The organism is Kribbella sp. HUAS MG21 (assembly GCF_040254265.1).
Taxonomy (GTDB): Bacteria; Actinomycetota; Actinomycetes; order Propionibacteriales; family Kribbellaceae; genus Kribbella.
Map to the genome: position 1 here is coordinate 1,630,085 of NZ_CP158165.1, position 12,559 is coordinate 1,642,643.

Below are 12,559 nucleotides of genomic sequence, written 5' to 3' on the forward strand. Positions count from 1 at the left end.
AGCGGGTGGGCGCACAGCCTGCAGAGCGGACGCCCGCCCGCTGTTCCACATCGATGATAGGAGCGCAGTGGATACGCCCGTAATCCCGCTAGATCGGCCGAGCGTCGATCCAGCGATCGAGAGACACTATTCGAGCCGCTGGGACGAGGCCGCCCGGTTGAACTCGACCGTCAAAGGCCGACTGGAGCAAGCCCGGCTCTACGACTTCCTCGGCCAGTGGTTCCCGTCGGCTCCGGCCCGCATCGCCGATATCGGCGGCGGCCCCGGGGTGCACGCTGGCTGGCTCCGCGACCAGGGGCACGACGTAGTACTGCTCGATCCGGTCCAGCGTCACGTCGACCAGGCCAACGCAGCAGGCATCACCGCCGAGCTCGGCGACGGGCGCCGGCTGCCGTGGCCTAACGAGTCATTCGATGCCGTGCTGATGGCGGGGCCGCTATATCACCTGCCTGACGCCAGCGATCGGCGCTTGGCGCTTCGTGAGGCGCTGCGAGTGTTGCGACCGCGCGGCGTACTCGCAGCCGTAGCTATCAACCGGGCCGCGAACCTGATCGGCTCGACGCTCGCCAACACACTCCTGACGCGGCACGGCATCGTGCGCGACATCCTGGGGACCGGCCACAGCGCCGCCAACGAGCGCATGGCGCACTGCTACTACCACCGCGAGAGCGAGCTACGCAGCGAACTCGTCAGCGCCGGGCTGCGGCCGGTCAACATCTTCGGCCTCACTGGTCCCGGTGGCTGGCTGGCCGTCATGATCGACGCCCACTTCAAGAACCAGCCCTACACCGACAAGCTTGCCCAACACGACCCGCTCGACACGGCACTGGAGTGCTCCCGCCTGGCCGACCGCTTGCCCGAGCTGGTGGCGGCGAGCTCGCTGTTCCTGGCCATGGGGCAAAAGGGCTGAATCGTGGCGCCCTGCTGTACGGCTGGTCAGACCTCAGCCGGGCCGGCCGTGCAGCTCGACGTACTCCTCTTCGGCACGGAGCACCTTAGACAACACAGCCTCTGCGCACGGGAGTGGATGCAGCGGGAACTTCGACCCGTCCCACCGCAGCCGGCCATCCAGGGTCGTCGAAGGCGGGATGACCACGGGCGTACCGGGCTCGATGTACACGACACCGGTCGCCAGTGGGCCGAGGTCGGTGTCGGGCTGCAACGTGCAGGTGATCCAGTCGCCGTTCGGCAGCTGCATCGTCGGCGGCCAGATGCCAGGTCGCTCCTGCTCGTAGAGGCGCTTGCCATAAGCGCCGGCGATCCGCGGCAGGTGCCAGATCGCGACGGTCGGACACGACGTGATCGCCAAGTTCGGCGGCTCGTCGACGCCCCAGGCCGCGCGGGCTAAATCGGCATCGGCGATCCAGTCGCCGTCCGGCGTACCGGAAATGGTTGCTGCCTGCACCGGAATGCCACGCTCCACGCAGGAGAGAGCCGTGTCCAACAAGGCGTTCTTGCGTCTAATCATCTGCCTGATCGTCCTCCCGTATCGGGAACATCATTGCCGCGCTACCGCGCGGCTTGTCAATCCGTCCCCCAGCAGACCGCTGAGTCCAATCAAGTGAGGAGCTCTCGATGTCCCAAGTCGAACAGATGAAGATGCAGCTGCACGGCCTGGCCGATCAGTCACGCCAAGGCGCCGCCAGCTTGGCCGGGTTCAAGCAGCGCTTCGAACAGTCCAGCCAACAAGTACAGATGCTGATCCGTGGTACGGCGACGCGGGCCGACCAGGACATCGCGACCATGCTCGACGCTGCCGCCAAGTCGGTCGACCAAGCGGTCCAATCGCTACAGATCGCCGAGGCTGGCTGCCGTAGCTACGCCGACCAGATTTAGCCGGCCGAGGCCGTCGTATGCCTTCCGAGTTGCAGCGGGTCGCTGAACAGCTGCTCGCCTGCCTGAACGAGGCACCGCGGGCGGTCGGCCATCTGCATGACCGAGCCAGGAAGTGCCGCGAAGCCGCGGCATGGATCGGCAACCAGAGCAACAACCCGAATGCCCGCATGGCCGCCATGCAGCTCGACGACGCAGCGCGACGCTGCGAGGAAGCTGCTCACTACTTGTCTCAGGCTGAGGCCCGGGCAAAGCAGTGGGTCGAGCAGATGGTCAGCGGAATCCGAACCACCGAGCCAAACGGCGGCTCGACGGCTGGCCGGCCGCTCGGTCCAAGTGGCAGCACGCGACCCGCGGAACGCCGGCAGGAAGAGGACCATGAGAAGCCTGGAGCGGACAAGCCCGACCGGACCACGGGTGCCAGCGATGAGACGAGCCCGGAGGAAGGATCGCCCGGGCGACGAATTAGCGACGAGGAGGGCCACCGGTTGCAGCAGACGCTACCCCGCCGGGAAGAGTCCGAGCTGACTCAGCCGAAGACCCGCGGCCTGTGGGTCGATAAAGATGGCAACGAAGAGGAGTTGGTCAGCGGTCAGCATGATGAGTGGTTTCAGAAAGCGACGGACTTCCTACGAGGACAGGGAATTCCGCCGAGGCACGGTGATAGCATCACCACGCCGTCACACGTGGAGACAAAGTTCGCCATGCGAATGCGAGTTCAGGGTCTGAAGCACGAAACAATCATGATCAACAAATTGCCGTGCCCAGGTAAGTGGGGATGTCGGGCATTGATTGGTTTGATTCTTCCGCCGGGATCAACGTTGACAGTATTCGGTCCTGACGGATTCAAGAGGACCTACCCCCAGCCACCATCAGAACAGGAGCAGTCATGAGCAGGGTGGAAGCGTTCTTCCGGCACGAGCACGACGACGATCCCGTCGTGCTCACCAACGCGGGCGATGCCGATGCCTTAGTGGATGCACTACTGAGCGAGTCGTTCGACTACTCCGTCGCCACGCTGTACGCGGACGGTCGTCCGCTCATGGCCGGGTTGCCCGACCATGAGATGCGCATAGCGGTGAACGCCAAGGCTGACGTGGGCGGGATTCGCTACGCCGGCGGTGACGATCAGGACGTGACGTATGTACCCGGTGCCATCAGCCAGCGTGACGAGATGTTCTATGTCTACGCAACGCATGGCGAAGCCTGGCCGCAGGATTCCGAGGTCAGCATCGGGCAGGTTCGTCAAGCAGTACGGGAGTTCATTGAAGGCGACGGCGCCCGTCCTGAGTCGTTCGAGTGGCGCGCGTGGCCCGATGGCGTCAACTGAGGGTGCCATCGCTCAGCACTGACCGGCTCGATGCCGGCTATCGCGCTTAAGCAAAGACATCTCCGCCTGTGCAGTCTCGCCTTCGCCGCTGTAGCCCCCTCCCTCAGGAGCAATGCTGTTGTTGAACGAACAAGGCCGCATCTTCCGTGAGGCATGGATTGCGGGTGTTACGAAGCACCACCCCGGCGCGCCAAAGCCTGGGTACGTCGCGCCGTGGGAAGACACGCCTGACTGGGAGCGGGAGAGTGCCGCAGCCGTGTATGAACAGGTGCGGACGTTCGTCGAGGTCTCGGAAGGGAGCACCAGCAAGCTCAGCCGCGAGCAGAAGGGCCGGTTCGTAGCGCTGTGCTGGATCGCTCAGATCTACCGCCACATCCCCAACCCCAAGCCCAGTTATGTAGCTGACTGGGACGACCTGCCAGCCTGGCAGCGAGAAACTGACTCCGACATCTTTGAACGAATTGAAGCCGTGAGCTAACTCCGTCGACGCGGCTAGCGAACCACCTTCCCGAACATCTGACACATCAGGTGACGCTCCGCAAACATCTCCGGCCTCTGGCAATTGGTGCTCGCCCGTCCGGAGCTCCTGGAAAAACGACCGAGAGCTACGACAACGAATCGGCGAGGGGTCGAAGCAGCGCTCGACGACAGCCCCGCTGGCAGTAGCACCGTACAGTTCAACAACCTGCGGTGCGCTGTGCAGTTGGCCAACCGATGATCGAACGGAGTAATCGTGAGGGTTGACGCTACTGACCGGGACGCAGCAGGCGTCGCCGTCTTCGCCTACGAGATGGGTGTGCTCAAGCGGCTTCGTCGGGCCGGATGGTGGCATGCCGGAGTCCGCGACCCCGAGTCCGTCGCAGAGCACAGCCTGCGCGTTGCCCAGTTCGCGGCGCTGATCGCCAGCGAGGAGGGTGGCGATCCGGCGAGGGCGGCGTACCTCGGGATGTGGCACGACTCGCAGGAGACACGGATCGGCGATATCCCACACACCGCCAGGCCGTATGTGGATGTCGCGAGCAACGAACGCATCACCGAGGACCAGGTCGCTGTCCTTCCGGAGGCAGCCGCCAAGAGCATCCGCGAAGCCGTCAGCGAGTACGAGGCCGCCGAGACGATCGAGGCTCGCTGCGCGAAAGACGCCGATCGCCTCGAATGCCTCATGCAGGCCGTCGAGTACGGCGAAGCCGGCTACAAGCGCATCACCGGCTGGATCGCATCCTCCCGTGCCCGCATCCAGACCGACTTCGGTCGCCGCCTTGCCGAAGCAACTCTTCAAACCTCACCACTCGCCTGGCGCGACCGCTGACAGTCCCCGTTCCTGGGCGCGTGACCGCGATCTGACAACGAGTTCAGTCTCCCGTACCGGGCGCGCTGGCCAGATGGGCGCACGTGTCGTCACGATGCACTGAAGCGAGATCTAACGCTCGATCGGCAGGCCCGCCATTGCCCACTCGGGGAAGCCGTCCTCGAGGCGGTACGCCGCACGCCCCTCGCTGGTGAGCAGCCGTACAGCGTCGTCGGCGTACACGCAGTACGGGCCGCGGCAATAGGCGACGACCTCGGCGCCGCCGCCCACTTCCGCCAACCGCTCTCGCAGTTGATCGACGGGCAGTGAGATCGCGCCCGGCAGGTGACCGGCGGCGAATTCGGCAGCCGGACGGACATCCAGTACGACGACATCGCCCGCCCGGAGGCGCTTCACCAACTCGTCGCGAGTCATGCGCTCGAGCGAGTCGCGGTCGCCGAGGTAGTCGCGCGCTAGCCGATCCAATCCGGAGACATGTTCCTCGGCGACCGCGCGCATCGCTCGCCACAGATCCGCGACCGTCTCGCTGGCGAGTGCGTAGTAGATGCGCGTCCCCGACCGACGGGCCTTGACCAGGCCGGAGCGGAGCAAGCGCTGAAGATGGTGAGACGTGTTGGCTACCGATTGGTCGATCTCGGCGGCCAGTTCCTCGACCGACCGCTCTCCCTGGGCCAGCACGTCGATCAGCTCGGCCCGGCGGCCGTTCGCCAGCGCTTTCGCCCCCTCCGTCAGCGCGTCGAACAACACCGCCTTCGCCGCGTGATCACCCATCTCCAGCCTCCTTGACCTGCATATTCAAGTCTTCTCTTGACAATACCCGGGTCGAGAGGTCTTATTCAAGTAATCTCTTGAACAAGGTGGGTGGGAACGATGGACACGACACTCGACACGCAGGCGCTGACCGAGAAGGTCCAACGCATGTACCGGCAGGTCGCCGAGAATCCGCGCGGCGACTTCCACTTCGAGCTCGGCGAGCAGCTCGCACTGCGGGTTGGGTACGACGAGGCTCGACTGGCCGCCGTACCCACTCCGGCCGTGGACTCGTTCGCCGGTGTCGGCTTCTTCTTCGACCTGGCCGCTCCGAAGCTCGGCGAGACCGTGCTCGACCTCGGCAGCGGCTCCGGGATGGACGCGTTCTACGCCGCCGACCTCGTCGGCCCGACCGGTCGGGTGATCGGCGTCGACTTCACGCGCGAGCAGATCGACAAGGCGCGCCGCCTCGCCGGGGAGTCCGGCCTCGACCAGGTCGAGTTCCACACCGCGGGGATCGAGCGGCTGCCGTTCGCTGACCAGACAGTCGATTGTGTGATCTCCAACGGTGTCATCAACCTCAGCGCGGACAAGGCAGCCGTGTTCGGCGAAGCGGCGCGAGTGCTGAGGCCCGGTGGACGGCTCGCGATCGCAGACATCGTCAGCGAGACGCAACTCAAGGACTCCATCGTATGCAACACAGACCTCTGGGCCTCCTGCATCGGCGGCGCTGCCCAGGAGGACGCCTACCTCGCAACGATCGAAGCCGCCGGCTTCACGATCCGCGAGATCCGGTCCAACCCGTACGAGTTCCTGTCGGAGCAGGCACGCAACGCCGGCAAGGTGTACGGCGTGAAGAGCATCTCGGTGCTCGCGGTCAAGGAAGAGGCACGATGACCGTAGTTCCGCTGGTCGATGAGGGCCTCGGCAACTCGGCCTACGTGGTCGACCTGGACGACGGTCGGGCGCTGGTTGTGGACGTCAGCCTCGACCTACGAGCGGCCGGCGCGACACTCGAGCGCCGTGGGCTGACGGTCGCGTACGCCGCCGACACCCACCTGCACGCTGACTTCGTCTCCGGTGCACGCCAACTCGCCGCGGCCCAGGGCGCCGAGATTCTCGCCTCCGCAGCAGGGCATCGCGAGTTCGGGCACCGCGGCCTGCGCGACGGCGACGAGGTCGACCTCGGTGGGCTGCGCCTGCAAGCACTCGGTACGCCGGGCCACACCCACGAGCACCTGTCCTTCCTCCTCCTCGACGGCGCCCGTCCCCTCGGCGTCTTCACCGGCGGATCGCTCATCGTCGGCGCCGCCGCCCGCACCGACCTCGTCTCTCCCGACCAGACCGAGTCGCTCGCCCGCGCGCAGTACGCGTCCCTGCAGCGCCTTGCCGAACTGCCCGACGACGTGGAGGTCTGGCCGACCCACGGCGCCGGATCGTTCTGCTCCGCTCCCCCAGGCGCCGACCGGGTCAGCACGATCGGCCGGGAACGCGCGACGAATCCGCTACTGCAGGCCGACAGCGAGGACGCCTTCGTCAAGGAGCTCCTCGGCTCGCTCGGCAGTTACCCGCCGTACTTCGGCCGCTTGCCCGAGATCAACCGGCGCGGCCTGACCATCCTCGGCCGCACTCCCTCGCTGAAGCCGCTGCACGCCGCCGCGGTCCGTCGCCTGGACGCCGACTTGGTCGACGTCCGGCCGACCAAGGACTTCGCCGCCGGACACATCCCCGGCGCGCTGTCGATCCCGCTGCGGCCGGCGTTCGCGTCGTGGCTGGGTTGGTTGGCTCCGGACGATCGGCCGTTGGTCGTCGTACGGCGGCCCGACCAGGACGCGGACGAGATCGCCTGGCAGGCCGCCAAGATCGGCTACACCTTCGCCGGAGAACTGGACGGTGGGATGGACAGCTGGGACGGCGAGATCGCCAGCACCCGCCTGGTCGAGCCGCGCAGCGTCCGAGGCGCGGTCCTCGACGTCCGGCAGGACTCCGAGTTCCACGCCGGCCACCTTCCCCAGGCCCAGCACATCGAACTCGGCGCCCTCGCCGACCGAGCAGACGACGTACGACGGGAACCGCTGACCGTGATGTGCGGCCACGGCGAACGGGCGATGACCGCCGCGAGCCTGCTCGAACGCACCGGGCACCGCGACCTCGTCGTACTCGTCGGCGGCGCAGAGGACTGGGCAGCAGCCACAGGGCAGGAACTGGAGACCGGCTGATGCGGCTCGGGATCCGCGCCAACCTCGCCCAGTTCAGCCTGCTGGTCGCGGTCAACGCGCTCGTCGGCGGCATGCTCGGACAGGAACGAACCGTCCTGCCACTGCTCGCCGACCGCACATTCCACCTGACCGGCTACACCTTCCTGCTCACCTACATCCTGGCCTTCGGGCTCACCAAGGCCGCAACGAACTACTTCGCCGGCACCTGGTCGGACCGCTACGGCCGCAAACCCGTCCTCGTCACCGGCTGGCTCATCGCCGTACCCGTCCCGCTCATCCTCATCTGGGCGCCGTCCTGGGGCTGGGTTGTCGCCGCGAACGTCCTCCTCGGCATCAGCCAAGGCCTCACCTGGTCCACAACGGTCATCATGAAGATCGACCTCGCCGGCCCCCACCGCCGCGGCCTGGCCATGGGCCTCAACGAGGCCGCCGGGTACGTCGCCGTCGCCGCGACCGCACTGGCCACGGGATACCTCGCCGCCCACTACGGCCTCCGCCCGGCACCATTCCTGCTTGGACTGTCGTACGCCGCCCTCGGCCTCGGCCTGTCGGCGATCGCTGTCCGCGAGACCCGCGACCATGCGCACCTCGAAGCCGCAACACATCACACCTCGGGCGAAATGACAGATCGACAGGTATTCACCCAAACCAGCTTGCGGGAGCCCGCCTTGTCGTCGGCCAGTCAGGCCGGGATGGTCAACAATCTCAACGACGGGCTCGCCTGGGGACTGTTCCCCATCCTGTTCGCCACCGCGGGACTGTCCGTCGCACGGATCGGGATCCTGGCCGCTCTCTACCCGGCCGTTTGGGGCCTAGGGCAACTTGTCACCGGACCGCTGTCGGACCGCTGGGGACGCAAGCACCTGATCACCACAGGCATGCTCATCCAGGCACTCGCCCTCGCGACGATCGCGGCAGTGGACCGATTCTCGCTGTGGGCAGCAGCCGCAGTACTGCTGGGCGTCGGCACCGCGATGGTCTACCCGACCCTGCTCGCCAGCATCGGCGACGTCGCCCATCCCGCGTGGCGCGCCCGAGCCGTCGGGGTCTACCGGCTGTGGCGCGACGGCGGATTCGCCGTCGGCGCCATCCTGGCCGGCGTGGTCGCCGACATCTGGGGACTGCGAACAGCGGTGTGGGTCGTGGCAGTCATCACGGCTCTGTCGGGTCTCGTCGTCGCGATCCGCATGTACGAAACGCATCCCAGGCTTCGCAGGAGCGCGCCATGATCTACCTCGACCACAACGCGACCACTCCCATCGATCCCGCGGTCACGGCCGCGATGCTCCCGTACCTCGAGGACGCCTTCGGCAATCCGTCCAGCGAGCATGCGTACGGCGCGGCGCCCCGCGCTGCCCTCGACGAGGCACATCGCTCAGTCGCCGCACTCCTTGGCGCGAACGATGGGCAGATCGTCTTCACCGGCTCAGGCTCGGAGGCGGACAATCTCGCGATCCGCGGAGCCGTGCTGGCATCGAACACACCCCACCCGCACGTGATCACCCAGGTCACCGAGCACCCCGCAGTACTGCAAGCGTGCCGGGCCCTTGAGCGATGGCACGGCGCCGACATCACCTACCTGCCCGTCGACAGCCTCGGACTAGTCGACCCAGGTGATCTCGCCGCGGCCATGACCCCGCGGACCGTGCTGGTCTCGATCATGGCGGCCAACAACGAGACCGGAACCGTCCAGCCGATCGGTGATCTCGCCCGCGCCGCTCATGACGGCGGCGCTCTGTTCCACTGCGACGCCGCCCAGATCCTCGGCAAGCTCCCGTTCGGTGTCGATGCCCTGGGCATCGACCTGGTAACTGTCGTCGGTCACAAGATGTACGCGCCGAAGGGCATCGGCGCGCTTTACGTGCGTACCGGCGTACCGCTGGAGCCGCTGGTGTACGGCGGCGGACAGGAACATGGCCTACGCGCCGGCACCGAGAACGTCGCCCTCGGCGTCGCGCTCGGTACGGCCGCCCAGCTCGCGTCCGAACACCTCGCCGACCGCCACCGAATCCAGAAGCTCCGCGATACCCTTCACGATCGCCTGTCCGAAGCCCTAGCCGGCCGGGTGCTGCTCAACGGACCCTCCGCGTCACGACTGCCGAACACCCTCAACATCAGCATCGAGGGCACCATCGGCTCCGACTTGCTGCGCAAGGCTCCGGCGATCGCCGCGTCGACCGGCTCGGCCTGCCACAGCGGCGCCTCGGAACCCTCACCCGTTCTCACAGCCATGGGTCTCGACCGGCCCCGAGCACTCGCCGCCATCCGCCTCTCACTCGGCCGATCGACCACACCCGCCGACATCGACGGCGCCGCCGACCACCTGATCTCAGCCGCACTGGGCGGTGGCGACTGATGTCTATCGACGACCGCGTGGCCAGAGTCCAGGCCGAGCTACCGCGTCTCAGGGCCCAGGAGGCGTACGACGCCGTGCAGCGAGGCGAAGCGTTCATCGTCGACACCCGGCCCGAGTACCAGCGGCGAGCGAGCGGTGAAGTGCCGGCAGCGATCGTTATCGAACGAAACCACCTGGAGTGGCGACTCGACCCCACCACCAGTACCGCAGCCATCCCCGAGGCCGTTTCGTACGACATCCAATGGATCGTCATCTGCGAGGCCGGCTACTCGTCGAGCCTGGCCGCTGAGTCCTTGCGGGAGCTCGGCCTGCACCGCAGTACCGACGTGGTCGGCGGCTTCCAAGCTTGGCAAGCAGCCAACCTCCCCATCGACCATCCACCGGAGCCAGCGCAACCGCGCACGCCTCGACGGCTGGGTTAGGTCAGGTCGAGGCGCGTCGTACGCCACAAACCCGCGGAGATGACTCCCAGGCAGTACAGGGCCAGGACCAAACCGCCTTGCCACGGGCGCAGGAAGCTCTGGTCCGTCAGGGTGATCCGCGCCAGCGCACTCGCAGACGGTCCCGGCAGATAGACAGTCCAGTCCTGCAACGCCGGGATTCGAGTGACGATCGGCTCGGCGACGAACAGATAGACGAGCACCGCTACGACGGTTCCGACCTGCTCACGCAGCAACGCACCCAGCCCGACGCCGAGCAATGCGAAGAAGGTCACCGCGGCGATCACACCCATCGCGGTGGCGGGGATGCCGTTGCCGGTGACCGTCACGTCGATACCGCGTGCGTTCAGCCACGGCCAGGCGATGACCGCGACAACAGCGAGACAGACGATCGCATACGCGGCGCCGACCAAGCAGTACGTGACCAGCTTCGCCACAATGACGCGGGTCCGGTGCGGAGTGGTCAGGTACGTCGTCGTCGCGGTGCGATGCCGGTACTCGGTCGTGATGCCGATCGCGGCGAGCACGGCAACGAGCGTCTGCGCGCCACCTGCCGCGGTACCGAACAGCAGGCGCTGCCCTGCCGCCGTCGCCAGCGGCGGCGCGAGCGTCGCAGGATCGTCGTTGAACGCGATGTTCAGGCTCGCGAACAGCGCCGTCAGCCCGATTGTGGCCAGCAGCAACCACATCCAGAGCCGAGTCGACCACAACTTGGCGAACTCGCCGGAAATCAACCGCGCCATCACGCACCTACCCGCGCATCGGCCGTGAGCTTGAAGAACAGCTCCTCCAGATCACTGTCGCGCTGCGCCAGCCACTCCAGCTCGACCCCGGCGGAGAACGCGACTCGGCCCACCGCCGCCGCGTCGACGCCATCGACGAGCAGTACGCCATTGTCCGCAGCGGTAACGCTGACGTCGTACTGGTCGGTCAGTGCCGCGCGCAGTTGGTCGCCGTGCCGGGTGCGTACCTCGACCACCGCTGCATGACGGTTCGCAAGCTCGGCCACTGGTCCCTGGTACAGCAGGCGCCCGCCGCCGATGATCACCACGTGATCGACGAGCTGCTGCATCTCGGTCAGCACGTGACTGGAGACCAGAACGGTCCGCCCCTCGCCGGCAAGGCGACGAAGCAGTTGACGGAGCCAGACGATTCCCTCGGGATCCAACCCGTTCGCCGGTTCGTCGAGCACCAGCACCTGTGGATCACCCAGCATCGCGACCGCGAGCGCAAGACGCTGACGCATGCCCAACGAGTACCCGCCGATGCGTCGTCGACCGGCAGCCGTCAAGCCAACCACCTCGAGTACGGCATCGACTCGTTGGTGTGCGAAACCGTTCACTCGGGCGTAGATCTGCAGGTGGGCGCGACCAGTCCGACCGGGATGAAACCCGGACGCATCCAGCGCCGCACCGACGACCGACGCCGGCGCAGCGATGTCCCGGTAGGCGACCCCGCCGATGGTGGTCTCGCCGTCGTCCGGCCGGATCAGGCCCAGCGCCATCCGCAACGTCGTCGTCTTGCCTGCACCATTCGGCCCAAGGAAGCCCGTCACTGTTCCCTGGGCCACGGTGAAGGTCAGATCATCCACAGCCCGGACCGACCCGAACGACTTCGACAACCCGCGTACCTCGATCCCGGCGCTCATGACGACTACCATGAGGTGTTAACAGCAAAGTGTCAACAGCTCTGTAAACACTTCGGGAGGTCGAGACCCACGATGGCGAACCCATCCGAGGGCAAGCTGCTCAAGCGGCCCGAGCGCCGCCGGCTGCTCATCCAAGCCGCGGCGCGCGCCTTCGCCCGCAGCGGATTCGCCGCGACGAACCTGGACGACGTCGCCACAGAAGCCAGCGTCAGCCGGGTCCTGATCTATCGGCACTTCGACTCCAAGACACAGCTCTACGAGGCGGTCCTCGCCGAGATCAGCGATGAGCTCCGCGTCGCGACCGGACACCCGGACCACCTCACGGCGAACAGCCTGCGGGCGCTCGTCTCGGTTGCCCAGAACAACCCCGACGGTTTCCGGCTGTTCTTCCGCCAGTCCGGACAAGAACCCGAGTTCCGACGCCACGCGGACGAGCTCCGCGACGCCATGAAGTCCACGGCCGCGCCGTACCTGAAGGAAGCTATCAAGGACCCGGCGCGACTACGCTGGGCAGCCGACCTCATCCCCACCATCGCGATCGAGGCCGTCATCGCCTGGCTCGACGCCGGCACACCCGCACCGGACACCGCCGCCGACACCATCACCGAGGTTGTTGGCGCAGCCGTGACCGCCATCGCCGCCGACCCATTGCGAGGATGACCGCCGTGTCGACG

Annotated in this window: 16 protein-coding genes; 12 read left to right on the forward strand and 4 right to left on the reverse strand. The window is 66.8% G+C overall.

Going from position 1 to position 12,559, the window contains the following annotated elements:
- Nucleotides 1-67 precede the first annotated feature (67 nt).
- On the forward strand, nt 68-910 hold the full coding sequence (locus ABN611_RS07840) for a methyltransferase domain-containing protein (protein WP_350279126.1): 843 nt from the start codon (nt 68-70) through the stop codon (nt 908-910).
- 33 nt (nt 911-943) lie between these two features.
- On the opposite strand, the gene ABN611_RS07845 is transcribed toward ABN611_RS07840, so the two are convergent.
- Entirely contained in the window at nt 944-1,468 is a 525-nt protein-coding gene (locus tag ABN611_RS07845; protein WP_350279127.1) for a hypothetical protein, read from the reverse strand.
- A gap of 107 nt (nt 1,469-1,575) precedes the next feature.
- On the opposite strand from ABN611_RS07845, the gene ABN611_RS07850 reads away from it, so the two are divergent.
- The 5 genes from ABN611_RS07850 to ABN611_RS07870 all read left to right on the forward strand — a co-directional run bounded on the left by ABN611_RS07850 (nt 1,576) and on the right by ABN611_RS07870 (nt 4,472).
- Nucleotides 1,576-1,836, forward strand: coding sequence for a hypothetical protein (locus ABN611_RS07850; protein WP_319043645.1), 261 nt, complete (start codon nt 1,576-1,578; stop codon nt 1,834-1,836).
- 17 nt (nt 1,837-1,853) lie between these two features.
- On the forward strand, nt 1,854-2,726 hold the full coding sequence (locus tag ABN611_RS07855) for a DddA-like double-stranded DNA deaminase toxin (RefSeq protein ID WP_350279128.1): 873 nt from the start codon (nt 1,854-1,856) through the stop codon (nt 2,724-2,726).
- Nucleotides 2,723-3,163 (forward strand): Imm1 family immunity protein, encoded by a 441-nt coding sequence (locus ABN611_RS07860; protein WP_350279129.1) that lies wholly within the window; start codon nt 2,723-2,725, stop codon nt 3,161-3,163. The genes ABN611_RS07855 and ABN611_RS07860 overlap by 4 nt, the downstream gene beginning before the upstream one ends.
- A gap of 112 nt (nt 3,164-3,275) precedes the next feature.
- Nucleotides 3,276-3,641: a hypothetical protein gene (locus ABN611_RS07865; protein ID WP_350279130.1), complete on the forward strand. Its 366-nt coding sequence runs from the start codon at nt 3,276-3,278 to the stop codon at nt 3,639-3,641.
- A gap of 255 nt (nt 3,642-3,896) precedes the next feature.
- Nucleotides 3,897-4,472, forward strand: a complete 576-nt coding sequence (locus ABN611_RS07870) for an HD domain-containing protein (RefSeq protein ID WP_350279131.1) — start codon at nt 3,897-3,899, stop codon at nt 4,470-4,472.
- 111 nt (nt 4,473-4,583) lie between these two features.
- Here the strand turns inward: ABN611_RS07870 and ABN611_RS07875 are convergent, their stop codons facing one another.
- Nucleotides 4,584-5,243, reverse strand: coding sequence for a metalloregulator ArsR/SmtB family transcription factor (locus tag ABN611_RS07875; RefSeq protein ID WP_350279132.1), 660 nt, complete (start codon nt 5,241-5,243; stop codon nt 4,584-4,586).
- Between the two features lie 99 nt (nt 5,244-5,342).
- Here ABN611_RS07875 and ABN611_RS07880 point away from each other — a divergent pair, with 99 nt between their 5' ends.
- From ABN611_RS07880 to ABN611_RS07900, 5 genes are read left to right on the forward strand one after another with little or no spacing between them, the layout of a single operon-like run.
- The gene (locus ABN611_RS07880) at nt 5,343-6,119 is read left to right on the forward strand and encodes a methyltransferase domain-containing protein (protein WP_350279133.1); all 777 of its coding nucleotides are present in this window, start codon (nt 5,343-5,345) and stop codon (nt 6,117-6,119) included.
- Nucleotides 6,116-7,441 (forward strand): MBL fold metallo-hydrolase, encoded by a 1,326-nt coding sequence (locus ABN611_RS07885; RefSeq protein WP_350279134.1) that lies wholly within the window; start codon nt 6,116-6,118, stop codon nt 7,439-7,441. The genes ABN611_RS07880 and ABN611_RS07885 overlap by 4 nt, the downstream gene beginning before the upstream one ends.
- Entirely contained in the window at nt 7,441-8,670 is a 1,230-nt protein-coding gene (locus tag ABN611_RS07890; protein ID WP_350279135.1) for an MFS transporter, read from the forward strand. Before ABN611_RS07885 ends, ABN611_RS07890 begins: the two co-directional genes overlap by 1 nt.
- Nucleotides 8,667-9,797 carry a cysteine desulfurase family protein gene (locus ABN611_RS07895; RefSeq protein WP_350279136.1) on the forward strand — a complete coding sequence of 377 codons (1,131 nt, stop codon included), beginning with the start codon at nt 8,667-8,669 and terminating at the stop codon, nt 9,795-9,797. The genes ABN611_RS07890 and ABN611_RS07895 overlap by 4 nt, the downstream gene beginning before the upstream one ends.
- Nucleotides 9,797-10,219 (forward strand): rhodanese-like domain-containing protein, encoded by a 423-nt coding sequence (locus ABN611_RS07900; protein ID WP_350279137.1) that lies wholly within the window; start codon nt 9,797-9,799, stop codon nt 10,217-10,219. The genes ABN611_RS07895 and ABN611_RS07900 overlap by 1 nt, the downstream gene beginning before the upstream one ends.
- On the opposite strand, the gene ABN611_RS07905 is transcribed toward ABN611_RS07900, so the two are convergent.
- Together ABN611_RS07905 and ABN611_RS07910 are read right to left on the reverse strand one after the other, a co-directional pair.
- Nucleotides 10,216-10,980, reverse strand: coding sequence for a hypothetical protein (locus ABN611_RS07905; RefSeq protein ID WP_350279138.1), 765 nt, complete (start codon nt 10,978-10,980; stop codon nt 10,216-10,218). The genes ABN611_RS07900 and ABN611_RS07905 overlap by 4 nt on opposite strands.
- Nucleotides 10,980-11,885, reverse strand: a complete 906-nt coding sequence (locus tag ABN611_RS07910; RefSeq protein ID WP_350279139.1) for an ABC transporter ATP-binding protein — start codon at nt 11,883-11,885, stop codon at nt 10,980-10,982. The genes ABN611_RS07905 and ABN611_RS07910 overlap by 1 nt, the downstream gene beginning before the upstream one ends.
- Nucleotides 11,886-11,957: 72 nt before the next feature.
- Between ABN611_RS07910 and ABN611_RS07915 the strand changes: the two genes are divergently transcribed.
- Complete coding sequence (locus tag ABN611_RS07915; protein ID WP_350279140.1) at nt 11,958-12,545, forward strand: TetR/AcrR family transcriptional regulator; 588 nt, start codon at nt 11,958-11,960, stop codon at nt 12,543-12,545.
- Nucleotides 12,546-12,559: the final 14 nt, after the last annotated feature.